General features: G+C 34.0%; 27 protein-coding genes, 1 tRNA gene and 1 pseudogene. 17 read left to right on the top strand and 12 right to left on the bottom strand.

What is annotated here, in order from left to right; genetic code table 11:
- Positions 1–428 precede the first annotated feature (428 nt).
- Entirely contained in the window at positions 429–1451 is a 1023-nt protein-coding gene (locus tag AAGD99_RS03735; RefSeq protein ID WP_341822627.1) for an IS110 family transposase, read from the bottom strand.
- Between the two features lie 361 nt (positions 1452–1812).
- A complete protein-coding gene (locus tag AAGD99_RS03730) occupies positions 1813–2640 on the bottom strand; it encodes a hypothetical protein (RefSeq protein WP_341822626.1) in 828 nt (275 codons plus the stop codon).
- A 161-nt stretch (positions 2641–2801) separates the two neighbouring features.
- Between AAGD99_RS03730 and AAGD99_RS03725 the strand changes: the two genes are divergently transcribed.
- From AAGD99_RS03725 to AAGD99_RS03710, 4 genes are read left to right on the top strand one after another with little or no spacing between them, the layout of a single operon-like run.
- Positions 2802–3440 (top strand): HAD family hydrolase, encoded by a 639-nt coding sequence (locus tag AAGD99_RS03725; protein WP_264736267.1) that lies wholly within the window; start codon positions 2802–2804, stop codon positions 3438–3440.
- Positions 3440–3934, top strand: coding sequence for an RDD family protein (locus tag AAGD99_RS03720; protein ID WP_264736268.1), 495 nt, complete (start codon positions 3440–3442; stop codon positions 3932–3934). The genes AAGD99_RS03725 and AAGD99_RS03720 overlap by 1 nt, the downstream gene beginning before the upstream one ends.
- A 59-nt stretch (positions 3935–3993) precedes the next feature.
- Positions 3994–4470, top strand: coding sequence for a bacterioferritin (gene bfr / locus AAGD99_RS03715; protein ID WP_264736269.1), 477 nt, complete (start codon positions 3994–3996; stop codon positions 4468–4470).
- A gap of 1 nt (position 4471) precedes the next feature.
- Entirely contained in the window at positions 4472–5089 is a 618-nt protein-coding gene (locus AAGD99_RS03710) for an SURF1 family protein (RefSeq protein ID WP_341822625.1), read from the top strand.
- A 30-nt stretch (positions 5090–5119) separates the two neighbouring features.
- Here the strand turns inward: AAGD99_RS03710 and AAGD99_RS03705 are convergent, their stop codons facing one another.
- Together AAGD99_RS03705 and AAGD99_RS03700 are read right to left on the bottom strand one after the other, a co-directional pair.
- Entirely contained in the window at positions 5120–6838 is a 1719-nt protein-coding gene (locus tag AAGD99_RS03705; RefSeq protein WP_264688048.1) for a monovalent cation:proton antiporter-2 (CPA2) family protein, read from the bottom strand.
- Positions 6839–6843: 5 nt separating this feature from the next.
- Entirely contained in the window at positions 6844–7416 is a 573-nt protein-coding gene (locus tag AAGD99_RS03700; RefSeq protein ID WP_182367219.1) for a thioredoxin family protein, read from the bottom strand.
- Positions 7417–7524: 108 nt separating this feature from the next.
- On the opposite strand from AAGD99_RS03700, the gene tmk reads away from it, so the two are divergent.
- Complete coding sequence (tmk, locus tag AAGD99_RS03695; protein ID WP_341822624.1) at positions 7525–8127, top strand: dTMP kinase; 603 nt, start codon at positions 7525–7527, stop codon at positions 8125–8127.
- Positions 8128–8152: 25 nt separating this feature from the next.
- Here tmk and AAGD99_RS03690 read toward each other — a convergent pair whose 3' ends face one another.
- The 6 genes and pseudogenes from AAGD99_RS03690 to AAGD99_RS03665 all read right to left on the bottom strand — a co-directional run bounded on the left by AAGD99_RS03690 (position 8153) and on the right by AAGD99_RS03665 (position 14298).
- Complete coding sequence (locus AAGD99_RS03690) at positions 8153–8626, bottom strand: hypothetical protein (RefSeq protein ID WP_341822623.1); 474 nt, start codon at positions 8624–8626, stop codon at positions 8153–8155.
- Between the two features lie 363 nt (positions 8627–8989).
- Positions 8990–10822: an ATP-dependent zinc metalloprotease FtsH gene (gene ftsH / locus AAGD99_RS03685; protein WP_341822622.1), complete on the bottom strand. Its 1833-nt coding sequence runs from the start codon at positions 10820–10822 to the stop codon at positions 8990–8992.
- A gap of 12 nt (positions 10823–10834) precedes the next feature.
- A pseudogene (locus AAGD99_RS03680) lies at positions 10835–11005 on the bottom strand (tRNA(Ile)-lysidine synthetase); the annotation flags it as partial.
- Between the two features lie 145 nt (positions 11006–11150).
- Positions 11151–12374, bottom strand: a complete 1224-nt coding sequence (locus AAGD99_RS03675; protein ID WP_341822621.1) for an ATP-dependent metallopeptidase FtsH/Yme1/Tma family protein — start codon at positions 12372–12374, stop codon at positions 11151–11153.
- Positions 12375–13676: a tRNA lysidine(34) synthetase TilS gene (gene tilS / locus AAGD99_RS03670; RefSeq protein WP_264731992.1), complete on the bottom strand. Its 1302-nt coding sequence runs from the start codon at positions 13674–13676 to the stop codon at positions 12375–12377.
- Positions 13677–13818: 142 nt separating this feature from the next.
- A complete protein-coding gene (locus tag AAGD99_RS03665; RefSeq protein ID WP_265016724.1) occupies positions 13819–14298 on the bottom strand; it encodes an OmpA family protein in 480 nt (159 codons plus the stop codon).
- A 278-nt stretch (positions 14299–14576) separates the two neighbouring features.
- On the opposite strand from AAGD99_RS03665, the gene AAGD99_RS03660 reads away from it, so the two are divergent.
- The 9 genes from AAGD99_RS03660 to AAGD99_RS03620 all read left to right on the top strand — a co-directional run bounded on the left by AAGD99_RS03660 (position 14577) and on the right by AAGD99_RS03620 (position 23209).
- Positions 14577–15992, top strand: coding sequence for a carboxypeptidase (locus AAGD99_RS03660; protein ID WP_264736276.1), 1416 nt, complete (start codon positions 14577–14579; stop codon positions 15990–15992).
- 20 nt (positions 15993–16012) lie between these two features.
- Positions 16013–17089, top strand: coding sequence for a rod shape-determining protein (locus AAGD99_RS03655; protein ID WP_341822620.1), 1077 nt, complete (start codon positions 16013–16015; stop codon positions 17087–17089).
- A gap of 317 nt (positions 17090–17406) precedes the next feature.
- Entirely contained in the window at positions 17407–18519 is a 1113-nt protein-coding gene (gene mnmA, locus AAGD99_RS03650; protein WP_253309830.1) for a tRNA 2-thiouridine(34) synthase MnmA, read from the top strand.
- 112 nt (positions 18520–18631) lie between these two features.
- Positions 18632–19858, top strand: coding sequence for a hypothetical protein (locus AAGD99_RS03645; protein ID WP_341822619.1), 1227 nt, complete (start codon positions 18632–18634; stop codon positions 19856–19858).
- A 69-nt stretch (positions 19859–19927) separates the two neighbouring features.
- Positions 19928–20434 carry an inorganic diphosphatase gene (gene ppa, locus AAGD99_RS03640; protein ID WP_341822618.1) on the top strand — a complete coding sequence of 169 codons (507 nt, stop codon included), beginning with the start codon at positions 19928–19930 and terminating at the stop codon, positions 20432–20434.
- A gap of 130 nt (positions 20435–20564) precedes the next feature.
- Positions 20565–20655 (top strand) — tRNA-Ser (locus tag AAGD99_RS03635).
- 167 nt (positions 20656–20822) lie between these two features.
- Complete coding sequence (locus AAGD99_RS03630; protein WP_341823203.1) at positions 20823–21968, top strand: SurA N-terminal domain-containing protein; 1146 nt, start codon at positions 20823–20825, stop codon at positions 21966–21968.
- 85 nt (positions 21969–22053) lie between these two features.
- Positions 22054–22674: an oxidoreductase gene (locus AAGD99_RS03625; RefSeq protein WP_253309835.1), complete on the top strand. Its 621-nt coding sequence runs from the start codon at positions 22054–22056 to the stop codon at positions 22672–22674.
- Positions 22658–23209, top strand: coding sequence for a 5-formyltetrahydrofolate cyclo-ligase (locus AAGD99_RS03620; protein WP_341822617.1), 552 nt, complete (start codon positions 22658–22660; stop codon positions 23207–23209). The genes AAGD99_RS03625 and AAGD99_RS03620 overlap by 17 nt, the downstream gene beginning before the upstream one ends.
- A 13-nt stretch (positions 23210–23222) precedes the next feature.
- Here the strand turns inward: AAGD99_RS03620 and AAGD99_RS03615 are convergent, their stop codons facing one another.
- Positions 23223–23630 carry a hypothetical protein gene (locus tag AAGD99_RS03615; protein WP_341822616.1) on the bottom strand — a complete coding sequence of 136 codons (408 nt, stop codon included), beginning with the start codon at positions 23628–23630 and terminating at the stop codon, positions 23223–23225.
- Positions 23631–23726: 96 nt separating this feature from the next.
- Here AAGD99_RS03615 and AAGD99_RS03610 point away from each other — a divergent pair.
- Positions 23727–24741 (top strand): IS630 family transposase gene (locus AAGD99_RS03610; RefSeq protein WP_341822214.1). Its coding sequence is split into 2 segments (ribosomal slippage): positions 23727–24191 and positions 24193–24741, totalling 1014 coding nucleotides; the frame shifts between segments, so codons are not numbered across the junction.
- Here AAGD99_RS03610 and AAGD99_RS03605 read toward each other — a convergent pair.
- Complete coding sequence (locus AAGD99_RS03605; RefSeq protein ID WP_341822615.1) at positions 24728–25375, bottom strand: hypothetical protein; 648 nt, start codon at positions 25373–25375, stop codon at positions 24728–24730. The two genes, AAGD99_RS03610 and AAGD99_RS03605, sit on opposite strands and share 14 nt — an antisense overlap.
- Positions 25376–25524: 149 nt before the next feature.
- Here AAGD99_RS03605 and elbB point away from each other — a divergent pair, with 149 nt between their 5' ends.
- Both elbB and AAGD99_RS03595 read left to right on the top strand, forming a co-directional pair.
- Positions 25525–26232, top strand: a complete 708-nt coding sequence (gene elbB / locus AAGD99_RS03600; RefSeq protein WP_341822614.1) for an isoprenoid biosynthesis glyoxalase ElbB — start codon at positions 25525–25527, stop codon at positions 26230–26232.
- 179 nt (positions 26233–26411) lie between these two features.
- Entirely contained in the window at positions 26412–26720 is a 309-nt protein-coding gene (locus AAGD99_RS03595; RefSeq protein ID WP_064125016.1) for a hypothetical protein, read from the top strand.
- Position 26721: the final 1 nt, after the last annotated feature.

Here is a 26721-nt window from a genome sequence, read left to right as displayed (position 1 = left end):
GTAACTTCTGCTAGTAGGGTGTCATCCCAGTGCGTGACACTGGGATCCAGAAAAATTGATTATGTACTATACAACATTTTCGATCAAAAGCTGGATTCCAGACTGGAATGACATCATAGGGGCTACTTGCATGACATCATTCTTTTTCCTGGATCCCAGTGTCAGCTACTCGGATGACAGGAGATACCGTCTTGTTAGTCAACAAAAAAATTATAAAAATTTCCCAAGTTGCATCATAAAATCAAAAAATACTTCCAATTGTGTAACAGTACACAGATTATAGTTAGTGGATATGTTGATAAGTAAATTAGTTTTATACGCACAAAACAGATGAAGTTTACTTATCAACATATCCACTAACCAACAACATTCAATAAATTTGTGTAAGATACCACTTTACATAAGATAGATAGGAAGCATTTTTGATTTTAAAGTACTAAACCTTCAGTCAACCTCTTAGCCCTGTAGTTTTTGATATGGTTAGGATCAAAAGCACTTTTGGATGTCAGAATACCGAAAATGATATGGAGTAGCTTACGCATTGCAGCACCAACGATGGCCATATTATGCTTACCCTTTTCCTTTAATCTTTGGCAAAAGCTCATAATGATAGGATTGTGATTCTTAGCTACTATGGCAGGAAAGAAAAGTGCCTTACGTAATGTTTGTGAACCGGATTTACTTAATCTGGGTTTGGCATATACAGAGGAACCTGACGTCATATTTCGTGGTATAACTCCTGTATATGCTGCCAATTGCCTGGCATCTCTAAAAACCTCTATATCAGAAACTTCAGCTAAAATAGCTATTGCTGATTCTTCTCCTATGCCTGGAATAGTCAATAGAAGTTGAAAATTTTCCAACAATTCTTTGTGTTGATTTAATAGTTCACGTACGGAGTTTTTTATTGTTTCTATTTTTTGAGCTATATTCATTGCAAGGTCTTCCCAAGCATTTGCAACTTCTTTAGGCAGTCTCTCTTTTTTTTCTAAGTGGTTATTTACTAATGTTAACTCATCTTTTAACGCAACTGAGCAACGATAAAGATGTTTTAATTTTTTCATTTCAGGAGAAGGTGGTGTCCAACTAGAAGGTTCCTGTCTTTGGCAATAATCAGCAATAACTTCTGCATCGGTCTGATCATTCTTTTGTCGTATCAGCTTACTCCTTGCATAAGATTTTATGCAATAAGGATTTACAACACTTACAAAATGTCCAGCATTGTGTAGAAATTCAGCCAGTGCTTCGCTATAACAACCAGTAGATTCCATACAGGTTTTTGCTTTTTCTACATTATGTTTGTGTAGAAAATTCAGTAGACTTTGAAACCCATGATCATCGTTCTTAAAGCTTCTTTTTCTAGTTTCACGCTTTCCTTTTTTGCTTATAAATGAGAGAAAAACATCAAAGCGATCTTTTGATATATCTATGCCCAAAAAGTTGTTGATCATATATAACCCCATACGTTACCATTAAAAATGAAAAGTAAGGCTAGTCTTGTGAATACAGAATTAGAACCATTCAGGTCTTTCTACGATACCGTCCAGCCTATACTTTTGAGAAGGGAATTCTTATCTCCTCTACAGATTTTATATCTAAGAAGAAGCACAGAGTTCCTCCCTTCTCCACCTAATGCTTAAGCTTAAAACATTAGATGCTTTTGACAAGATACAAGAAGGAGGCACTGGGATGACATCATAGAGGCGCTGGGATGACACCCTGACAATCGTCATCCCGCTGCTTGTTAGCGGGATCTAGAGATACCGCGGCGATATGATGGTTCGTGGCGGTATAATGAAGCTTGAAAGCGGATCACCTTTCACGACCTGTATTTACTTCAGGAATATTAACAGGTGTTATCGTTGGGTTTTCAAGTTGTGTTGCTTGCTCTAAGCCCTTGCTTATACTTTGGTCCTGATTTAAAATTTTATCAAAGTGCTTACTCTTTTGTTGCTCTTCGTTATTTGACGTATCTCTTTGAGCATCTTCTTTTATGCCACGAGCATTTTCCACACTCTTTTCATCCTCAACTAAAAGTTTTTCTAATATTTTCTTAACAAAGCGCTTCAGAAGACTCAAAAACCCTTCTTCTTTTTGATTTTCTTGTGGTTGAGGTGTGGTATCTTTTTTGCCTGGCTCAGTGTTGAGCTTCTCTTTTACAGAACTCTTGCTCACTGAGGGACTAACATCATGCTTTGATGGCTGTGCATCTGTTTGTACAGAAGCTTCAGTAGTCTTTTTTTGTCCACTCTGTTCAACGCTTTTACCTTCTGCTGTAGTTTCTCTAAGAGTGTTAGCTGCTTCTTGAAATTTTTTGTCATTTTTTGACTCTGCAACTTTTTCACTTGTGAAGATGCCCCTCCCTTTATATTGTTGGTCAAGCTCAGCAATTCTTTCAAAATCTTGACGTATTTTTTCATCTGTACGCCTTTTTTGACTTTCAAATTTCTGATTCAATTCTGCAACGCTTTTCATTTTGTTTTCGAGCTCTTTACTTTTCATAGCCTTTAGAGCCTTTGTTCCTTTTGCAATATAATTAACCTTCTCTTCTAACGGAGTACCTTCTGGAAAAGCACCTGGAGAACGTTCAAAGACACCTTTAAACTTTTTTTCAACACTTTCTTTAGATGTCTGGGCCATACCTGTTACCTATTAAAACATATCATATAACCAGTATATTAGCTAATTATATAAAAAACAGTTAACATAACTTGTGGTAAAGAGTAAGAGCGTCCTATTTATATTTTTTTTATTAAAATGCTATTTACTTACTTAAGTTAAAATGTATAATTATATAAGAGATGAAAGATAGCCCATTAGCAGTAGTATTCGATTGGGATAATACCTTAGTTGACACTCAAGATAACATTTTTAATGCTATTAAGCATACCATAAACTCAATGGGGTATAGTAATAAAGCTGCTGATAGAAATTCCCATGAGTCGAGAAAGAGCTATATGGTCAATTTATTTGGTGATCAGTGGAAAAAAGCAAATCAGATATATCAACAATATTTAGATGATGCACTATTGCAAAACATTGCTCTGAATCAAGGAGTAGAGAAAATGTTGCAGACACTGAAAAGCCACAATATTTATCTAGCAATAGTAAGTAATAAGAAAAATACTAATTTACGTGAAGAAGTTACCTATTTTAAACTGGATTCTTACTTTGAAAGAGTGGTTGGGTCATGCGATACCGCGGAAGATAAACCATCTGCAACCCCACTGCTATTTGCACTAGAAGAGAGTACGTTGCCTATAAATAGAGAAAATGTGTTTTTCGTTGGTGATAGCATCACAGATGTTCTATGTGCACAAAATGCCAATTGTTTACCTATTATATACGGTCAATCAATAAGCGGTTATGAAGATTTGTTATGTTTTCAACATTTTGATAAGCTTACAGATTTCATAATAAAATATTTGGAAGATAGGTAATGACCGCTGTTACAGAGATTGCCAGTATAATAAGACGCTTTTGCGCATATTTAATAGATGTAGCAATTTTATTAATTCCAACTTTATTAATTATACTGCTATTAGAGGATTCTCCGTTGATCTTACATCTATCATACATGTGTGTAAATTGTAGTTACTTCACATATTTTATATCTTCAAAGGCCCAAGCAACTCCAGGTCAACAGTTAATGAATATATGTACTATCAATTTAGATAATTCTAAAATAGACTTGAATTTAGCGTTTGACAGAAGCACTTCCCAGTTTTTTCTTCCTTTGTTAAACAGTGTAGTAGTTGTCCTTACTGAATTTTTGCAAGATCAGGAGGTATTAGTGAATGTCTTGAGTGCATTGAAAGTAATTATAATGCTGCTCACTCTCTGCTGGTATCTAGTTGCTTGTTTTTCTAAAAAGAAACAGACATACCACGACATGCTATTTAATACGGTTGTTATCAAAGGAACTATTAAATGAGTTGCTATAATCATCGTTATCATATAAATTATGCTGATAAATTGAACTAAGGGAAGATTATGAATGAAGAGATAGTAAAATGTTTGAATAAATTATTGACCAATGAGCTGACTTCTGTACGCCAGTATCTTTTGCATTTTGCGGTTCTCAAAAACAATGGAATTAATAGACTTGCAGAAAAGGTAAAAAATGAGCTTAACGAAGAACTTGAACATGCAAACAAGTTGGCAGAAAGGATTTTATTGCTTAAAGGCGTACCAAATTTTCAAGATACAAATGAAATATCAAAGTATGATGGAAAGTTTGCAAAAGACACAATACAGAAAATCTTAGAGGCTAATTTAAAATTAGAGGGAAAAGGTATTAAGGATATCAAAGAAACGATTTCTATCGCTGAGAAAGAAAAAGATTTTGTTAGTGTAATGTTATTAGAAGAGATGTTAAAAAATGAAGAAGAGCACTTCCATTGGATTGAGAAACAGATTGACCTTATTGAACTAATGGGTGTTGAAAACTATTTAAGAACACAAATATAGAGTGTTAAAAAAAACAGTATTTATTTTAATTATACCTTGCTCACTTCTTTTTTTATTAGGGTTATGGCAAATATTCAGATTGAACTGGAAGAATAATATTATTAAAAGTATGAGTCTTCCTGTTGTTCATCTGTTGCCCAATAACGACCTTGAAAAATTCAACTATAGGCATGTCAAGATCGATGGGATTCTAAGTGACATAGAACTATATGTTTTTGCAGGGCAACACGGCTATCACGTGCTGTCTCCTATGTTGCTCACCACTGGACGTTACATGTTGGTGAATAAAGGAATAGTCAGAGAAAAAAAGGAGAAAAAAGTAAAAATTGAAAAAGTAGTTGCAGATGGAACTTTATATTGCGATAGCAATAAAAGCAAAAATTGGTTCATCAAAAACGATACTGCTTCGAATACATGGTTTACCCTGAGTACAGAGGAAATTTCCAATGAGTTAGGTATTAAGCTAGAGAAGTGTATATTGTGGCCGAACAATTTTGGCAGCAAAGTAGCTATACAGCCAATGAAGCATTTGGAATATGCAATCACTTGGTTTGCACTTTCCTTAACTTGGTTGATTATGTGCGTAATTTACTATAGGCAAAACCTCAATAAAGCTTGAAGCTTTCTGTACATAAAATTAGAAAAGTAGTTATTCATCTTTATCACTACCAAGGTCTTTTAACATACTGTAATTGCCTTTTCTAAATCTACTTTTTAAAGACGTAACTCCACTTTCGCTAATACCACTGAGGCTCAGTGCAGCTCCACCTAGCTGCAATCCTATCTCAGATGTTTCAGGAATAATTTTACTAGCTCCTAGATCTCTATAAACCTCCACATTACTCAGATCTGGTAAGCGTATTACAATATTTACATGCGGAAAATTTGCAGCAACTAAGGAAACAACTTTTTTTATAGTAACTTCATTCTTTATTGAAATAACGAGAGCTTGAGCTCTTTCTATTCCTACTGATTTTAAAATTTCACATCTTGTAACATCTCCAAGATATATAGGAAAACTATCACTTTTTCCTTCTTTGACTATTTTTGATTGAATATCTACAACAACGTAACTTAAATGCTCTGCAGTAAGCATTTTTGTTACCATATATCCCACTCTACCAAATCCAGCAACTATTACATGGTTATAAAGATCTTGTGTATCTGTTTCAACAGCTTCATCATCTAATATTATTTTCTCAGTGCTAAATGAGTTTGCTATCCAATCTCCAAGCCCCGATAAAAGAGGAGTGAAAGCCATGGTTACTGTAGTTACCATCATAAGTACTTGAGCGATTTCACTTGGTAGCACATTTAGTTCATTTGCTAAGCGAAATAAAATAAACGCAAATTCACCGCCTTGTGAAAGTAGTAACCCAGCTTGTATAGCAGGTGCACTCTTAAACCCAAAAAATCTACACAATATATATATGATAGATGTTTTTAAAACGATAAGGATAATCGATAATAAAGTAATTAGTGGTAACTTATTGAGTAAAAGTTCGGTATTGATAGACATACCAACAGTCATGAAAAATAAGCCAAGAAACAAATCTTTAAATGGCAATACTGCGTGTTCTACTGAGTGTCTGTATTCTGTTTCTGCAACTAACAATCCAGCGACAAATGCACCTAATGCCAACGATAAATGGAATTGCTCAGTAATAAATGCTGCTCCTAATACTATTAAAAGCGTTGTTGATATAAAGACCTCATTACTTTCCATTTTAGCAATAACCGAAAATAAAGGTCTAAGCAATAATCTACCAGTTATAAATATCAGCACTAATGCAATAGCTGCTTGCACCAATGAACCTGCCAATGAGCTTATCAGGCTGTGCTCAGAATTGCCAGCAAGTAAAGGTACCAATACTATTAATGGTACCACTGCAAAATCTTGCATTAATAGTACTGCTATTGACAACCTACCAACCTGACTTGCTTGAGAACCTTTTTCTTGCAGAACCTGCAACACTATTGCTGTTGAGGATAGCGCAAGCCCACCACCAATAACTGTTGCTATATTCGTATTCACTCCGAAAGCAAGAGCGATGCACCATATTGCTACCATGGTAACTATAACTTGAAGAGAACCGAACCCAAATACATGAATACGCATAGCGATCAGGCGTTCAAATGTCAATTCAAGGCCTATAATGAATAATAGGAAAACTACACCAAATTCTGCAAGATTATCCATTGCTTCAGCTGAGTGTATCAGATTAAATCCATGAGAACCAATAACTGCACCTGCAACGAAGTAACCGAGCACTGGACTAATATTCATTTTCCAGAACGCTATGACTATAAACACAGCAGCAGAAAGTAAAATTATAATATCAAACAAATGCTGAGAGCCACTGTGCATGATATTTAACCTGTAGAATTAGACCATTTAATTGAGCAGCCAATACTTGATTTTTGGTCAATTGGAGAATTACCAGTTTCTGCAATAAATTTCATAGCTTGAAATAAGTCACTACTTCCTACTTCATAGCTTTGAACCTTTTCTTTTTTTGTGTCATTAAAACGTCCACGATAGCAAAGGTTTAAATTGGAATTAAAGCCAAAAAAGTCAGGAGTGCAAACAGCCCCGTATTCTTTAGCTATTTTCTGTGTACTATCAATTAAATATGGAAATGTAAACTTATTTTCCTTGGCAAAATTAATCATATTTTCAAAGGAATCTTCTGGATATTCATTTACATCATTTGACATTATTGCAACGGTGTTTACCTGATAATCTTTTTTCAATTGATCAACATCGCTTACCAGATTGCTAATAATTGACTGAACGTAAGGACAGTGATTGCATATAAACATTACAATAAGACCATTTTTTCCACAACAGTCACTTAATGTATAGTATTTATTGTCTACTCCCAAAAGATTAAAATCTTTTGCAGTAAAACTAAAATCGACTTTAGGAGTATTCAGAGCAACCATAGACTATTATTATACCATATGTAATTTACGGTCTTATTATTTAAATGTCAAACGGTTTCTATGTATACTGTTTGCATATTCTTTTTTAGTATTATAATTATAAAACTTATGTTCATAACTTTCGAAGGAATAGACGGCTCTGGTAAAACAACACAATCTAAGCTACTTGCAAATCATTTTAAGCAAATTCACTGCGAAAATAATGTAGTGTCGACTCGAGAACCAGGTGGCACTGATTTTGCAGAAAAGATAAGAGGAGTGTTGTTAACAAATAATATTGATCCTATTTCTGAACTCTTGCTACTTATCTCGATGAGGCACGAACATATGAAAAAATTAATATTACCAGCTCTTGCAGAAGGGAAAATAGTGATTTGTGATCGGTTTATTGATTCAACCATTGCATACCAAGGATATGGGTTTGGAGTTGATTTAAAACTAATAGAAGATTTGCACAGGTTGGCTGGAGTTAGATATCCAGATATTACATTTATTCTAGATATTGATGTTAAAGTTGGGTTAAGTAGAGCGAAAGACAAGAATAAATATGAAGAAATGGATGTTGATTTTTATAATAAAGTTGGAAAAGGGTTTAAAGAAATCGCCATAAAAGAGCCCGTTAGGTGCCATGTCATCACTGAAATTGAAACAAAAAATGATAATCAAGTACATACTAAAATTATTGATAAAATCACTATTGCAAAGACTTAACTATATTTATTTAATCTCTACTAATTTAAACCGCCCCTTTAACTTGTGATAGAAAATTATTAATTTTAGATAACGTTATTTCACATGAATAACTTTTTGTTTGAGTAGCTAAAAAATTCTGTATTTCGTTTGGATCTTCTTCACTTATTATCTTATATGCTCTTGCGGGATCCATTAATTCACTTCTATTTTTTTTATTACTTACTTCAGTAATAGTAAAAAATTGATCAAAATGGTCTAAGAGGTCTTTATTTTTTATTGAAGACACAATATCGTCAATTTCTTTCACAGATAATGCAAGTTCGTGTGCTTTAATACGATCTTCAAAACAAAGATTAACAAGCGCGTTGCAAAACCTATCTCTCGTAGTACTTCTCACTTCTGCTAATAAGGATTTAATATTTTCTTGGCAATACACTCTCTTTACTGATTCAGCTGGTTCAACCATACCAAGAACATTCTTTACCAAAGATTTTTTTTCACAACTAAATATGAACATGTAATAACCCATAGATAGAGTAAAGAACAAGAATACGGCTGGGAGCAAAAATGGCACTAGTACATTTTGTGATACAGGAAAGATAAACCAGACAGCAGTTGCTGCTGATACAACAAGAAATAGCCCTAATAAAGTTAATTGCGCTCTTTTTTTATACTTATGATCAATGACTGCATTTACACCAATAGAAGCTACGTCAACCATTACTCATACCTCATTAAACAGTAATACTAACTGAATGATAGCATTATCGTGATGAAAATGCAACATTATGAATATTCTAATACAATTTATATTGACAGTTACAATTCTGAATGTTTTATTGCAGCGTTAGCTGATTAGCATTTTAAGCTAGGGTCAGATCTAATAGAGAGAGGATTTTTTTATTTTCTCATTCTTCTCATTTTCCTCTCTAACAATTTTTTTTCCGCTTAATATGTCCTTTATTTCATCTCCTGTTAAAGTTTCAAACTCCAGTAGATTTTCGGCAATGAGATCTAAGCCTTTCTTATGCTTGGTCAAAATGTCTTTCGCTTTTTCATAGCAAGAAGACACAACTTTCTTCACTTCTTCATCTATAAGTTTTAATGTATCTTCAGAAATTATCTCAGAACCATGCATAGTTTGTTCGCGATTGTGATAGATCGGACCTATTTTGTCGCTCATTCCCCATTTTGTTACCATAGAACGTGATAAATCTGATGCTAGTTTTATATCTGAAGATGCGCCGCTTGTGACTTTATCATAGCCAAAAATTAGCTCTTCTGCCACATGTCCACCCATTGCAACAGTTATATCTGCTAGAATCTTTTCTCTTGTGAGGGACACTCTATCTGTTTCTGGTAGTCTCATAACTAAACCGAGTGCCCTACCGCGTGGAATAATTGTTGCTTTGTGTATAGGATCAGAAGCAGGCATATTAACAGCAATCATCGCATGGCCAGCTTCATGGTATGCAGTCAGTCTCTTTTCCTCTTCTGTCATAATGAGAGATCGCCTTTCCACACCCATCATCACTTTATCACGTGCATATTCGAAATCATCCATGGTAACAATCTTCTTGTTTCTTCTTGCAGCAATAAGCGCAGATTCGTTCACTAAATTTGCTAAATCAGCCCCTGAAAAACCAGGTGTTCCTCTTGCAACTGTTTTCACATTTACATCAGGGGCCATTGATATTTTCTTTATATGCGTATTTAATATTTTCTCGCGCCCATTTATATCGGGTAAAGAAATAGTAATCTGCCGGTCAAAACGACCAGGCCTAAGCAGTGCTGGATCTAAGACATCCGGACGGTTAGTCGCAGCAATTATTATTACGCCCTCATTAGACTCAAAGCCATCCATCTCAACTAATAACTGATTTAATGTTTGTTCTCTTTCGTCATTACCACCACCAAGACCAATGCCACGATGTCTACCCACCGCATCTATCTCATCTATAAAAATTATACAAGGAGCATTTTTCTTGCCTTGATCAAACATATCACGAACACGGCTCGCACCAACACCAACAAACATCTCAACAAAATCAGATCCAGAAATGCTAAAGAATGGCACATTAGCTTCTCCTGCAATTGCACGAGCAAGTAAAGTTTTACCAGTTCCAGGAGAGCCAATTAAAAGGCACCCTTTTGGTATTTTTCCACCTAATATTTGAAATTTTTGCCTTTGTTTAAGGAAATCAACGATTTCTACTAGCTCTTCTTTTGCTTCATCAATTCCGGCAACATCATCAAATGTTACTTTTTTCCCACTAGTCATGAGTCTAGCCCTTGACTTGCCAAAGCTTATAGTTCTGTTGCCCCCCGCTTGTGTTTGTTTAAGAAAGAATAGCAAAAAGCCAATAAAGATAAATGTTGGGACCCATGAGATAAGTAATCCACCAATTACGCTCATGGCAGAATCCCCAGTTGAAAAGGAGAATCTCACTTTTCTATCATGTAAATTTTTTATTAGGTCGCTATATATAACACCGCTTGAGTTGAAACTTGAACCATCCCTAAACTTGCCCTCAATGCTCTGGTTTTTTATGACAATATTTTCTACATCATTGTCTTCTAGTCTAGTTAAAAATTCCGAAAAAGGTATGGTTGTTTTACTTCTACCTACATTTCCGCTGAACTGAATATAAACAACTGAAATAAGAACAATAATTACTAACCAGATCAATAAGCCTTCTAAAAATTTTTTCATTTCTATTTCTAACTAAGTACTAATCAAGCTTACCAAATTTTGTTTTATCGTGCTATTAATAATGCATTGAACCTTATCGTCATTGGTATTTTTTTCGTTATAATTTACATCAGGATAAGCAAGCACCTTTCCATCTTTTTGTACTGTAGGCAAAGAATAAAAGACTTCAGGGCAGCAGTTGTAAACTTGAAAAAGCGGGTAGCTACTGCTCCATGTGCTTTCTTTTATGGGAAAATAGTTGCAAGGTCTAATATGTAGGAAAACCTTGTGGGACAAAGTAATTTGTTAATAAGATGACTTTATGTACATTACCGCACACTATTCTATATTATACTTCTATACTACACTGGCAAGCTACATGTTTTACTCTTGCACTACTTATTTTGTTCAATTCACGATCAAAATCATCCATAGTAATAGTAGGAGTAGTGCCTTCATGGCTTCTGTTTATAGCATTATATTTTACTTTTTTTGCCAAATTAGATAAATAAGCTCCTGAATAATCAGAAGTGCGGCTTACAATTTCTTCCAGATTTACGTCTGGTGCTATTTGTATATTCTTTAAGTTGATATTCAATATTTTCTCACGCTCCTTTTCTTCAGGTAGAGGAATATAAATGCGCTCACCTAGGCGCCCAGGTTTCAAGAGTGCTTCATCTATATGAGACAAATGATTTGTTGCACCAATTACTATTACATCTTTTCTAGATTTTATCCCATCCAGTTCACTCAATAACTGAGTGATCATCCGCCTCTCTTCATTATTACTAGCAGAAGTTTCTGAATTATTTCGTCTACTAACGGCATCTATTTCATCTATAAAGAGTATGCAAGGAGAATTTTTTCTTAATTTTTCGAAAAGATCACGAATGTAAGCTGGACCAGCACCCATTAATGATTTAGAAAACTCAGACGCTGAAACACTATAACACGGAATATTAACTTCGCCTGCAATTGCACGAACAAGGAGGGTTTTACCATTTCCGGGGGGACCGTATAAAATGTAGCCTGTTGGTATATCACAATTGAATTGTTCAAAAATTTTTCTATTTTTTATGAAATTGCAAATCATTTCTAATGATTTCTTCACCTTATCGGAGATTGCAACATCACTAAATTTTAATTTCTCTTCTTCTGTAATTAATTTATCGTCTAAGCTAATGCTAAAATTTTTTTTGTATATCACCCAGCCAAATACTAGCACACCTAGAAATATTATAATGGAAATGCTACCTAAAATGACATCTTCATTTATGGCTTCTGTTGAAAAGAGGATGTGAACCCTTTTGTCGCGTAAAATTTTTATGAGATCATTAGATATAATACTGACTAACTTAAAACTTGATCCATCCTTAAGCTTACCTACAATACTATTTTCATTTATATCTATAACAACACTTTTTATATCGTTACTTTCTAATCTGTCTGAAAATTCTGAAAAAGATATAGTAGTTAGACCTTCACCTTGAAAAAACAGCATATAAATTGCAAAAATGGTAGCAGCAATTGCCAGACATAAGAGAGCAATTTTAAGGAATTTCCACTGAGTCATTTAATTTTCACCTGAAAGAATTGAGCTTATCAGATTTTCGTACAATATGTTAGTAATAATACACTTAACTCCATTATTATCGATTTTCTGATTACTTTGACATGTACTAGGATAAGCAAGCACCTTTCCATCTTTTTGTACTGTAGGCAAAGAATAGAAAACTTCAGGGCAGCAGTTGTAATCCTTCAGAAATTCAGGAACTTTTTGTGTTTTTTTTAATGGAGCGATGATAACTGAACACTCTTGATTTCCGAGTATTGTGCAGCTAAATCTGTTATCCCATTGAGTAGGTTCATTTAAAGGTAGGTTTACGGTAATTTCTTGTATCTTTGACGATTCTCTAATTATTAAGATATTTTCTCCATATTTTCTTATTTTGCACCCAGAAAGTGTACAGTTAACATTACTATCCTTTTGCAATATTTTATTAAATATCGCAATAAGGCTATTGTACCTTGGTTTATAATGTTTACTGGCAATTGCCATTATAGAGTAAAGAAGAAGCCTCAAGGCTATTTCCTCTGGCAATTGATAAAATTCACTTAGTTTAATTTCAATATAACCAAGATCATGAACATTAACACAGTCATTAAATGCAAGGCGTGTGTAGTGCATCAACGCTTTTGCAGCTCTTTTCATATGAAGGGCTGTGAGGCATATTCGCTCTGTTAAAATCTCTTGATTGTCACTTGCTTTAAGTAAGCTACGGTATAAAGTTCGCCTGTATTTTAAGTTATAGTTGCTTCTATCTTCGATCCATTTTAACCGGTGAAGCTTAGCGTACTTTTCTATTTCACTACGACTAAAATTTAACAATGGCCTAAATATATAAATACCATTTAAGAAAGATTTGTAATCCATTGATGATAATCCATCTACGCCACTACCTCGCTCCAATCTTAATAAGAACGTTTCTGCTTGATCATCTTTGTGATGAGCAACGAGCAAACATTTAACATTATTGTTTTTACAACACTCTGCTAGTAACTTATATCGTGCTTTTCGTGCCTGTAATTGAATATTACCTTTAATATTTTGCTTCTCCCAATTTAATATGAACGATTCCTTTGCTCCAAGTTCTTTTGCATAACTTGTAACAAAATCAGCTTCTTTTTGAGACTCTGAACGTAACCCATGATTTACTGTTAATGCTATAGGAAGTGAAAGCTTGTTTTTTTTTGCCCAGTTAGTCATTAAGTGCAGTAAGACTATACTATCTACACCACCTGATACTGCAACTGCGATTTGGTTATAGAAAGCAAAGCTATTAGCTATATTTTGAAATAATAACTCTAATTTCATTATGTTTCTTGATGGCAAGATAGTCTCTACGTCATACAGCGACTTATTTGTGGTATATATAGATCCCACTAACAAGCAGCGGAATTGCTCTCTTTTGTCATCCCAGTGCTTGACACTGGGATCCAGGTTTTAATGCAAGAAACTATTTCTTTATTCCAGAAAATGAAAATTCCACTCTACGATTTTTAGCATGCTCTTTTTCATATTTAGAATTTCTAGAATCATCTTTTACATTAACCAAAGGCTCAGTTTCACCCTTAGAAGCAGTTTTTATTCTGTTTTCTATGTAGGGTGCACAACTAACCATAAATTTTTTAGCTGCATCTGCCCTTCTAGCGCCTAGCGCAAGATTATATTCATGGGAACCACGGTTGTCAGTATGACCAGTTAAAGTAACCTTCGCGTCAGGGTTATCTTGTAACACCTCCATTACGTTAAGTAATGCATCTGCGCTTACTTCAGTAATACTAGATTCATCATAACCAAAGAAAACTCTTTTATCACCTATCTGCTTAACAACAGAATTCATTTTATTTGTTGTATTTGCTCCTTTTTTTGGGCAAGAACTTACACCAGTAAGTAGCAAACAAAAACAGCACATTATAACCAGTCTACTCCACATTACTAAACCTCCATAAATTTTAAAATAGTGCGTAACTTTAATTTCAGTAGCTAATAATCTCTCCATATTGTAATATAGTCAAGAGAAATAAAATACTAAATACTTTTTCTACACCCTTACAATTAATTTTCTTATAATATGCTGGACTCTGAGTAGAAAAATCCAATAAAGGAATAAAAAGTACAATTTTTTATTGTACTTTAAGCAAATATACTTTTAACTTTATTATTAATCTATTACGATATTAAAGAGATGTTTTCTAAAACAATGAATAAATTATGAAATCTTATAAGTTTTTAGAGGAAGTATTATATAGGGTAAAGAATATCGAAAATACGCTAAAAGTACTAAATCAAAGCCAATTGAATATAGAGGACAAAGTTGAACAAATGAGTCTTCTAGAAGAAATCAGACATGAAATTATCTCTCATGATGCAATAAAGGAATCATTAGCAGATGCTCTTGGTAACAAAAAAAGTGCAAATACTCAGCAGCTAAAGTTAATAGAGAGAATACATAAAAGCAACAGTGCTGTTCCTATTGATTTAGTAAAGTCTTTATCCAAAGCTAAGGTTGAATGCCAAAATTTATGGAAACTATCTCATTCTGAAACCAGTAACTTAGAAAAACTAAAAGAACGTTTTACTGATTTAATCACACTCATTCGCGAAGTAGCTTCTATAAAATCGCAGCAATTAAAATGCTCAAAATACGACTTACTGCTTGCTGACTATGACTCTGATATCACAGAAAAGAATATAAGGGAAGTATTCCCCAAGGTAGGCAAATTTTTTAGCGAAAATGTGGATGAAATAATTGAAAAGCAGAAAAAGGATAAGGTTACTAATATACAAAGAGTTGCTACTCAGAAGCAGATTGAACTTGGCTCGTTATGTTTACAGCAAATGGGTATTGCACTAAATGAGATTCGTACTTCTTATTACTACCCTATAGATTATGATGAATCTGATTTTTGTTATGGTTTATTTTCACTTTTACGGCATAGTGGTTATGCGATTTATCAAAAATGTTTAGCGCAAAATTCTATAAGTAGCCCAATTACGAGACATGTTATGTATGAAACTCAAGGGTTATTCATGGAAAGGATGATTGGAACATCCAGAGAATTTATTGAGTTCATTCAACCACACATAAAAGAGAAATTTGCTATAAAAGGCAAAACTAATAGCAGTGTTGAAAATTTGCACTTGGTTTTCAATGAAATAAACCTTTCCTCTTCTTTAAAGAACGCAGATGAATTTAGTCTGTTAGCTCATATTATGTTGAGAACTAGGTTAGAACAGGATATAATAAATGGTACACTGGAAGTTAAGGATCTGCACGATGCGTGGCTGGAAGGTATGAAGCACTATAAAATTCCAGTAAAAGCTAAAAATGAGCTGGACACTTATTTTCAAGATGAATATTGGGCAAGCGGTGTTATGGGCTACTTTCCTATAAAAATTATTGCTTTAATTGCTGCTGTGCAGATTTTCTCTTTCGTTAAAAAGAATCATTACGAATCATTAAGTGCTATAATAAAAGGAGATTTTAGTTTACTTATCAGTTGGTTATCTCAAAATATATACAGTGCAAAGTGTGGCCTGGAACTGCTAAAAAAAGTAACAGGCAAGGGTTTAGACGTTGAGTGTGTTACTTACTACCTGTCTGAAAAGTATAATTTGTCTCAATAAATGGTTTTCTTGAGTTATGTATGAATTTTGTTCGAAAATTGACCGGAAAGTTTTATAGCCTTTTTACTTTCAAAGGTTTGTTTGCTAGCGATATTGCCATAGACCTTGGTACTGCAAACACTTTAGTTTATCAGAAAAATCAGGGAATAGTGCTTGATGAGCCTTCAGTTGTAGCAAGAGTAAAAGAAAAAGGAAGCTACGTTCCTTATGCTTTTGGTAAAAAAGCTAAAATGATGCTTGGAAAAACGCCTGGAGAAATAGAGGCGATAAGGCCCTTAAAGGATGGAGTTATTGCTGATTTTAAAAGTGCGGAAGAAATGCTAAAATATTTCATACGCAGTGCAAACACAAAATTCACTGTTAATAAACCTAATATTATCATATGCGTTCCATCTGGATCCACGCCAGTTGAAAGGCGTGCTATACAAGATGCAGCAGAAAGTGCTGGTGCAAATGAAGTATTTTTGATTGAAGAACCAATGGCTGCAGCAATCGGAGCTGGGCTCCCAGTTACTGAACCTGAGGGTTCTATGATCGTTGATATAGGAGGCGGTACAACTGAAGTTGCAATTATTTCTTTAGGCGGAATTGTTTATTCACGTTCTGCCAGAGTAGGTGGCGATATTATGGATGAAGCAATAAAATCGTATATTCGTGAAAATCATAAGTTATTAATCGGTGAAACAACTGCTGAAAAAATTAAGAAAAACGTAGGTTCAGCCAGTCTGCCAGGTGAAAATAACAAAGAGGGAATGATAATTAAAGGCAGGGATTTAGTGAGTGGCATGCCAAAAGAAATGCTTTTATCAGAATATCAAGTTGCAGAAAGTTTAATAGAGCCTGTACATCAGATAATTTCTGCTATTAGGACTGCACTGGAGAGCACTCCACCTGAACTTTCTTCTGATATAGTCGATAGAGGAATAATTTTATCCGGTGGTGGTGGATTATTGCGTAACTTGGGCAAAGTTATCAGTGAAACAACAAAATTACCAGTTCGTGTTGCAGATGAACCACTTTGTTGTGTTGCCTTGGGTAGTGGAAAAGTGCTTGAAAACATGGATTATTTTGGCCATGTTTTATTCAAGCAAGATTAAATTGTTTTTGAAGGTAGTTTATCGAATTGTTTTGATGGAATTATGTAATATAAATGAGATCCCAGTGTCACGCACCAAGTAATTTGAAGGCAACTTCCAGCAGGAAAGGGTGTCATCCGAGTAGCTGACACTGGGATCCAGGAAACTTGATTACAAATAAATATGCTGTTTTAATGAATTTGCATAAATAGACACTAGATTCCAGTGTCAGCTACTTTCATGACATCATCTACTATGTAAATTGCCCCCAAATCAAAACGTTTGCACAGTTGTATGTTGGAATGACACAAGATTTGCGTTTATAAATTAAGGCGATTATGCTAAAAGAATTTAAAATTGAACCTCTGCTAAAAGATAGAGCTCCGCACCAGACCAAGGCTATTGTTGCAATGTCCGGGGGAGTTGATAGCTCCGTTGCTGCAGCACTGCTATATAACTTTGGGTACCAGGTGATAGGTGTGACTCTTCAACTCTATGGCACCGACGGTAATGCTAACGCAAGAAAAGGTGCATGTTGTGCTGGACAGGATATTTACGACGCTAAGCGCGTGGCTGAAAGTGTTGGCTTTCCTCACTATATTTTAAACTACGAGGAAATATTCAAAAAGGAAGTAATAGAGGATTTTGCAAGTACCTATATGCGTGGGGAAACTCCCATACCATGCGTAAGATGTAACCAAACGGTAAAATTTCGTGATCTATTGCAAGTTACAAAAAATCTTGGTGCGGATGTGCTTGTAACAGGACATTACGTGAGAAGATTAGAAAAAAATGGTGAGGTAAAGTTGTGCAGAAGCATTGATAAAAGTAAAGATCAAAGCTATTTTCTATTTGCTACAACAAAGGAGCAGTTGAAGCTTTTGCGATTTCCACTAGGTGGGTTCTATAAAAGTGATATAAGAAAATTAGCAAAGTATTTCAGCTTACAAATTTCTGAAAAGCCGGACAGTCAAGATATATGCTTTGTTTCCGAAAGCTATAGTAAAACAATAGCTAAATTAGCTCCACAATCTGTACAGAAAGGTAAAATAGTGGATGTTAATGGAAAAGTGCTAGGCGAGCACAGTGGCATAGTAAATTTTACAGTGGGGCAAAGAAAGGGCTTGGGTATCGCACACAATGAACCTCTTTATGTGATAAAAATTAATACAGAAAATAATGAGGTTATAGTAGGTCCGATCAACGCATTAATGCAAAAAAAAATATTGATCAAGGAGTTAAATTGGTTAGAACAACCAAAGGAAGGTATGGAAGTAACTGTGAAGCTGAGATCATCACATGCGGGAAGTTTAGCAACAATACATTCAACTGACGAAAAAAATAAAGCCTGTGTCATTTTAAACGACGATTACTTTGGCATCAGTCCAGGTCAAGCCTGTGTGGCATATAAAGGTGAACAAGTTATCGGTGGAGGATGGATATGCTCTTAACTGGGTGGCTTAATTTTTTTATGCAGAATGTAAACGTACAATAATATTTATTGCTATTTTACCCTATATCCTTTATACTATAAGGGTAATTATTATACTACAGGTTTCAGCAATGGTTAAGGAAGTTGAAGAACTAATAAAAATTGTTGGTAAGGGTAATTTATTAGAGACTTTGTTTATTTTTTTAGGTGGCTTTCAACATGCTGACTTAGATCTTAGTATGGACTGCAGAAATCACATAGGTCTTTCTGCATTCATACAGAAGCAAGATGAACAATTAGATTACTATTTTAACTTAAAATTTAGTCTACAAGGGCTGTTTTTAATTTATGCTCAAGCTTATAACATTCTAAGTAAAAACAACAACCTGAATACTGAAGATGTCATAGATAAAATATATGAAGTTATTAAAGGGTCTGAGTTAAATAGAGATATAAATGAAGTAGTAGAAGTAGATGGAAGTAAATTAGATTTACTTAACATCTTAGCAAGTCCAAAGAGAGAACCAATATTTAAAACAGAAGAAGATTTTGAAAATAAAGTGCTTACTGACGTTAAAAAATTATTAAATGAAAAATCTGATAAAAAATTTTTTTTTAATAAATTTGTTATCGACTGTTACTATTCTATTCATCAAGATATAAAGGTAGATAAAGATGTGGCTTTATTGTTTTCTCTATTATATTCTTTGAGCGGTAGTTATAAAGAACCTTTGTCACCTGACAAAATAGTAAAAAGAGAAGTATTAGAGATATGTGAGAATCAGTTAATAGAGAGCTATATAACCCTCTTAGCTAGGACATTACACATGATCGAGTTATCAAGTAGAGATAAATATACAATCAACCATGAGAATGTGGATCGGCAAGAGGAAGGCTTGAAAGAGCATTGTAAATTCGAATTACATCGTATAAATACAAAAAACACCCTAGAGCAACTGTTAAAAAACCAAAATAGTGATGAATTTGAACAATTAGTAACGAGCCCTAAAAATATATACTACTCAGTGCCACAAGAAGAGAATAAATGTAGGCCAAATTTCATTGTCAGCAAGAAAAAAGAAAAAGACCATAAAAACACAGTCTGTAAACTTATTTTGGGTATGTTTGTATTATCTGTTGGGTTATATGTTGCTGATTATTTCCTTATGGAGCAAAAATTGTTCAACTCAATAAAAAATGTTTTGCCACAAGACAACCTTACTAACTTGATAGTTGGTGCGGTGCTTACTATTGTAATAGTATATGCTTTATTTCAATTATCACAGAAACCACCACTTTCAACAGTCAATGGAATGACGAATGAAAATTTAGAACAGCCCCATGCAAAACAAGCTTAGAACTACATAAATGTAGCAACTTAAAAGCACATATTGTATAATGCTTATTCTTAAGTTAAGAGGTGATTTATGGATTTAAGTAAAATAACAGCGGGACCAAATGCGGTGAATGTGGTAATTGAAATAAGTGCAAATGCTGAGCCTGTAAAGTATGAATTTAATAAAGAGCTTGGGTTGTTACAAGTTGACAGATTTTTGTCTACCTCAATGACTTATCCTTGCAATTATGGGTTTATACCAAATACCTGCGCAGGTGATGGTGATCCTGTGGATGTTTTTGTGCTAACTCAATTTCCCTTAGCATCTAGTGTTTTAATATCGGTGCGTCCAATAGGCGCATTACTCACTAAAGATGAAAAAGGAGAAGATGAAAAGATATTAGCTGTGCCTGTTTCCAGTGTTGATAGCTATTATGACAATATAAAGGACTATTCTGACTTATCTAAAAACCTACTAGATAAAATTGCTCATTTCTTTTCTCATTATAAAGATCTAGAAAAGGGAAAAACGGTAGCAGTTGGAGAATGGGTTGGTATAGAAGAAGCAAAGAAAATCATTGAAAAAAGCAGAAATTAGTTTGTGTTGATTTAGCCAAGATCTAAAAATTACACTGTTTGAAAAATGTTGTTGTTTTTAATGTTGCAATTAAAAGCATTAGACAGGCGGTAGAGGTCTTGGTATTATATAATCTTTAGGTTCTAAATTTGGAAGGGTGGCCGAGCGGCTGAAGGCGGCGGTTTGCTAAACCGTTATACGATTGAAAAGTCGTATCGAGGGTTCGAATCCCTCTCCTTCCGTATACTGTTTTAGCACGGTCTGAATTCGCTATATTGGCATGTTTTTAGCCTGTTTACCTGATCTTGTTGCAATGGTTTTTATTTCCGTCTTTGCTTAGATAGCTATTAAAAAGTTGGCTAGCGTTGACTCAGTATTTATTATAGAATTGGTTGTTAACCTTACTTATATGCATAAAATACTAATTTTACTGTTGATAGTGTTGCCACTTAGGTTGCTTGCAACCGAGATTGAAATTGTTGCAGATGTAAATGGTGAGCCAATTTCAAATTTGGACATCGAAAAACGCATCAACTTTATAAATTCATTGTTTGGCACTCAAAGTGTTAATCAAAAAGAAGCAAAGCCTCAAATTCTTAGGGAGCTAATAGACGAAATTATCATTATCAATGAAGCGCAGAGGCTGAATATAAAATTGAGCAACGAGGAGTTAGATAATGCTATCATGTTATTTTTAACCCAAAGTTTTAAACTTAAGGCTAATGAAGTTGATCAATACATAGAGAAGCATAATATAGATCTTGGTATTTTAAGAAAACAAATAAAATGTCAGTTACTGTGGGGCAAAATTATTGAAGTAAGAATTGTGCCATTTATTAATATAAGCGATAAAGAAGTAGATGATGTAAAAAGGCAAACAGAAAAGCCGGATTATCTTATCACGTTCCAAGAGTTTATAATTCCTGATCAAAAAGACAAGGATGTTTATGGCATAGCTGAAGATTTAGTAAAAAAATTACGTAATAGTAATAACCCGGAATCTCCAATAAAGATGCGTAAAGCAACAGTTAATTTAAGTCAGCTCAAAGATAAACTTAAGAGCGTTTTAGAAAGACTAGAAACCGGCGATATAGCAGGTCCATTCAGTTTCAGTGAAGGTTACTCTATTATAAAAGTCATAGACAAGGTACAACTTAATTATGCACTGCTGGAAAGCACTTTAAAATTAAAACAGATTGTGGTTGAGGGTTCAGAAAGTTTATTGGATAATTTTCAAGAGCAAAAGGTCAATTGTTTAAATTTTGACAAATTAGCAGATGATTTTAAGTTGCCAAATGCAAAAGAGTTTGAAATAAAAATGCGAGATTTAAATCCTGATTTACAGATTTTATTTAGTAAAACAAGTGTGAATGAAATAGTAGAATTAAGAGAAAATGGCACTGCAAAGTTAATGATGTTGTGTGATATCAAGAGTAATGCAGCGGATATAGAAGCAATTAAACAGCAGATGTACCAACAAAAGATTATGATACAAAGCAACTTGTTATTAGATGATATGCGTAAAAATTCAGCTGTCAGTTATCGGTATAGTTGAAGTCAGAGAGTGTCCTTGTCTCTGTCTTTGTGTACGAAAATTACTTTGTTCTATAAAATTTGAACAAATATAGTTAAAATAGCACATGAAGAATATAATGCTAATTGGTGGTGGAGTTGGAAATGCAGTATTATTTTCGATAGGGAAGGCGTGTCTTGAAAATAATAATAAGGTTTTGTACTTTGCTGGCTATAAGAAATTAAGTGATGTATTTAAACGAGCACTGATAGAGCGTGCATCAAATGCAGTAGTTTGGGCATGTGAAGAAGGATTGATAGAAACAAGCAGAGATCAAGATAAATCCTTTCATGGTAATATAGTTGATGCAATAGTCTCTTATCAACAAGGAAGATTAGGTATTAATTTAAACACTATAGATAAAATTATCACTATTGGTTCTGATAAAATGATGAAAGCTGTGAATGAAGCTAGAAAAACAATTTTAAAGCCATATCTGAAGTCAAGTCACATAGCAATATCGTCAGTTAATTCTCCTATGCAGTGTATGATGAAAGAAATCTGCGCTCAGTGTGTTCAGCAACATATAAATACGGAAACAGGAGAAAGGAGTTTTGTTTATAGTTGCAGTAATCAAGACCAGGATATGGAATTTATTGACTTTGATTTTTTAAGTGAGCGCTTAAAGCAAAATAGTTTACAAGAAAAACTCACTGCGAAATGGATAGATCATGTTCAAAGATATTAAACAGCACAAAAAGGAAATAAGAGAGCAATATAGAGCTATAAGAAAAGATATTGATGAAAGTTATTCCAGTTATGCGGCAAGTTCCCTTATTAATCTCTTTAATCAGAACTTAAGTTACGTTAAAGGCAAAACAATTGCGGCTTACATTCCAATGGATGGGGAAATAAATGTTGTCCCTTTGATGTGTCGTTTGCTCTATTTAGGTTATAAAGTAGCAATTCCTGATAAAAATCAGTTGCTAAGATTTGAGGGATGGAACGAAACAAATGAAGATGTAATTCCCGACACAATCATTACTCCTGTTGTTGCTTTTGATGATCATTTTAATAGATTAGGTTTTGGCGGTGGTTGGTATGATACAATGATAAAAAAATTACGGCCACTTGGAAAAATATTTATAGGTGTAGCCTATGAGAAACAATATTGTAAAGATTTACCTGTAGAACAACATGATCAAAAATTGGATATTATAATCACTGAGATGTGTGTTAGATGTGGAGGTGGATTGCTCAAAAAAGTGGATAAAAAGGAGTAGATCTCTATCTTTTTCATTTCCTCCCCAAGCCATCAGAGTTTTCTTTTTCACTAACTCGTTCAGGACTTGGACTATCTACTTGAGAATCTGGCTTCATTTCCTGAGCTTTCTCATTAACTTTTTGTTCTACATCTTCTATTTTACCGTTACCAATAGCCATAATTGCAGGTTGAAATTTATTTATAAGATCATTAAGTGCTTTCATATCTGCTACATGAGTACTGAGGCCCTTTTCCAGAAGTCTGCTCATATCATCTTCTGAAAAATTTTGAATGGTTCCATTCTTTACTAACTCTTGTATAGCAGATCGCTGCCTTTCATTTTGAAGCATTTCTAATATTTTTTTCCCATCATCAAGACCTTTTTTAGCGTCAACGCCTTCGTTATCTTTAAGACTAATGTTTGCAATAGTTTCAAGCACGTTTGTTCTTAATCTACTAATACCAATTCCTAAAAATAAATAGATGAATAAAGAAAAATTTCTAAAATAGAATAATTTAAGAATTAGTGGGGAGTTATGGCAGGAAAAAGTAAAGCAATAGGAGAAGAATTATATAATAAGTGTAACCTGGAATTAAAGAAGCACGGCATAAGAGGAGAGATAGGAAGAAGATTACAGGCAATAATATCTGCAAAAGAATATGGAATAACAAAAGTTGCTCAAATATACCGAATTACTAGAACTACATTGATGAAGTGGATTACAAGATTTAAGGAAGGAGGAGTCAATGCGTTTAAAATACAACCAGGACGTGGAGTAAAGCCGAAGTTGAGCTACAAGCAGCAAGAAGAAATTAAAAATGTCATAGCAGAAGAAGGAGCCAACCTAACGGCTAAGAAATTAAAAATCATAATTGAGAAAATGTTTTCTATTGAGGTAAGTAAGTCTACAGCACATAGACTGATGCAAAAGTTAGGTTTTTCGTATATTACTCCAAGGCCTGTGCACAATAAACAGGATAAAAATAAACAAGAAGAGTTTAAAAAAAAATCTTAATGAAACTATTGTCACGTATCCCGAAAAAGAGCTATTTTTCTTCGATGAGTCGCGGTTTGGCACACATTCAAAGATTGGACACGGGTGGTTTAAAAAAGGCATTAGGACACAGGTTAAGGTAAAATTAGGTAGGCAAAACTTTTATCTCTATAGTGCAGTTAATCCTAGAAATGGAGAGAGTTCTAGCTTATTCGTACCAAACGTCAATACTGATTGTATGAATATATTCCTTGAGCAGATGTCACAATATTTAGGAACAAGGGAGGCATTTCTTGTTGTGGATTGTGCAGGATGGCATAGATCCAAAGGTTTAAAAATACCACAAAATATTACCTTAATCTATTTACCTCCATATTCACCAGAGTTAAATCCAGTAGAGCGTTTATGGCAATATTTGAAAGACAATCTCATTAAAAATAGAATATATGACTCTGTTAGTTTATTGGAGGATACTGTATGTGCATTCATTCGTAATATTACGGAAAGTTCGATCAAAACCATTTGTTCTGTGAGTTATTTGCCTACTTATTTATGAGATTTGGTATAAAGTTATTCTCTCTTGCTTGAACTTTAGGTAATTTATCTATTAAATCCTTATATGAACTTTTTACTGCTTTCCCTGCTTCAATCGCACCTTCTTTTATTTTTTCCCCTGCCTTTCCTATACCTATTCCTACATAACGTGCTCCAATAGCCACAAGCGCTATTAATGTAGCAAGCACAATAAGCGGAGAAAATGCTACTCCCAATACTATTCCTGTAGAAGCTATTCCAATTTTTTTATTTGCAGATGCTGATTTAAAATAATTGACTAGATTGTCCAGCAGACCTTTATTATTATTTATAACATTACTTATTGCTTGCTGATTAACAGATTTTAACGCCTCTTCTATTATTTTTGAGTCAACGTTTTCAGAAGTTAACCCTTTAAGTGCTTCTTCAATGAGTTTTATAAATAATTCTTTATTTACCTCCTTTTGCAAGCCTTGGTCATTAATTGCTAAACTTAAACCTTCGAGATTCATCCCTCTAACTTGTTCTGATAGGGCTTTAAGTAACTCCTCTTTTCCCTCTGATGGAGATTGTGCAATGCTTTCTATTATATCTGAAATAGCTTTTCTTAGTTCTGAGTAGTCAGTGTCAAAAAACGTACTGTTTGTAGGTGCCATATTCAACTTCATCAACTATAAATATGCCTAATTATATATACTAATTATTAATTATATTATAATAAATATGAGATAATTAATATAATAACCTCTTTCCAAATATAGAATTTGTATTAAAATATCTAGATTACATGAAATTAAGGTACTTTATGGGCGGAAAAAAATTAAAAGCTGCTGTGGTTTTATCAGGGTGTGGTCACCTTGACGGTGCAGAGGTAAGAGAAGCGGTTTTAAGTCTGCTTGTGCTTGATCAGCAGGATGTGGATGTTAAATGCTTTGCACCTGATATCAATATCACACAAGTTATGAATCATAAAACAAAAGAGGCAACAAAAGAAAAAAGGAATGTACTTGCAGAAGCAGCAAGAATCGCAAGAGGTGAAATATATGACTTAAAAGAAGCCAAAGCTGAAAATTTTGACATGCTAGTTGTACCTGGTGGATACGGGGTTGCAAAAAATTTATCTGATTTAGCTGAAAATAAAGACATGGTGACAGTAATGCCTGAATTTGAAAGATTAGTTTCAGAATTTTTTGTTACAAAAAAGCCGATAGGAGCGATATGCATATCTCCAGCCATCATTGTTTCAATTTTAAGTAGCAAGATAGGTAAAGAAGAAAGTAAGGTTAAGGTAACTATAGGAGATGACAAAGAACAGTTGATAGAAAAGCTTGGCGGCGAACACATAAAGTGCGATACAGGGTTATCAATAGAAGACGAAGAGTATAATGTATTTTCTTGTTCTGCTTATATGCGTAGTGACGAAAGTACATACTCTGTATATCAAGGGATAAAGCATATGATTGACAGCATGGTAAAAAAGATTAACAAAAAAACTAAACAGCCATTCCTCTAAGATGTAGTAATTTAGACTTCCTTACACAATTAACTGTTGAATTTTACATTCCTAGCTGTATTATGGTTATATAGCTAAAGTGATCTAGGTTTACTGACGATTACTTGTTAGCGGCGTGGCGTAGGGCTGCACTAGCTATATATATTTAGCTCTTTTTTTATAAACGCAAGGTGTTTTATATGTCAGACCTTTTCTATATTGAAACTACGTGTTGTGTGGACGGTCAGTGTGATGTCTATACAGGGGAAGTGAGTTTTAATGATGTCATGTTAGGCAAGTTCAGTCTAAATTCGTGCAGCGGGAAAGAAGCTATGATAAATCTAGACGTTATTACATTCGATATTAATATCGCTATCGATGGTCAAAATGGAAAGACAATGAAAAGAAATCTTAAAGGTCTTGAATTTGTAACTAAAGATGATGGTTCTTGGTATATTAATAAGGATTTTGGCAATGATAGATTTGAAGTTATAGTAAAGCAATCATAAT

The organism is Wolbachia endosymbiont (group A) of Clivina fossor (assembly GCF_964026865.1).
Classification (GTDB): Bacteria; Pseudomonadota; Alphaproteobacteria; order Rickettsiales; family Anaplasmataceae; genus Wolbachia.
The sequence above is the reverse complement of the archived record's forward strand: the minus strand, read 5'-3'. Positions and strand labels throughout refer to the sequence as shown.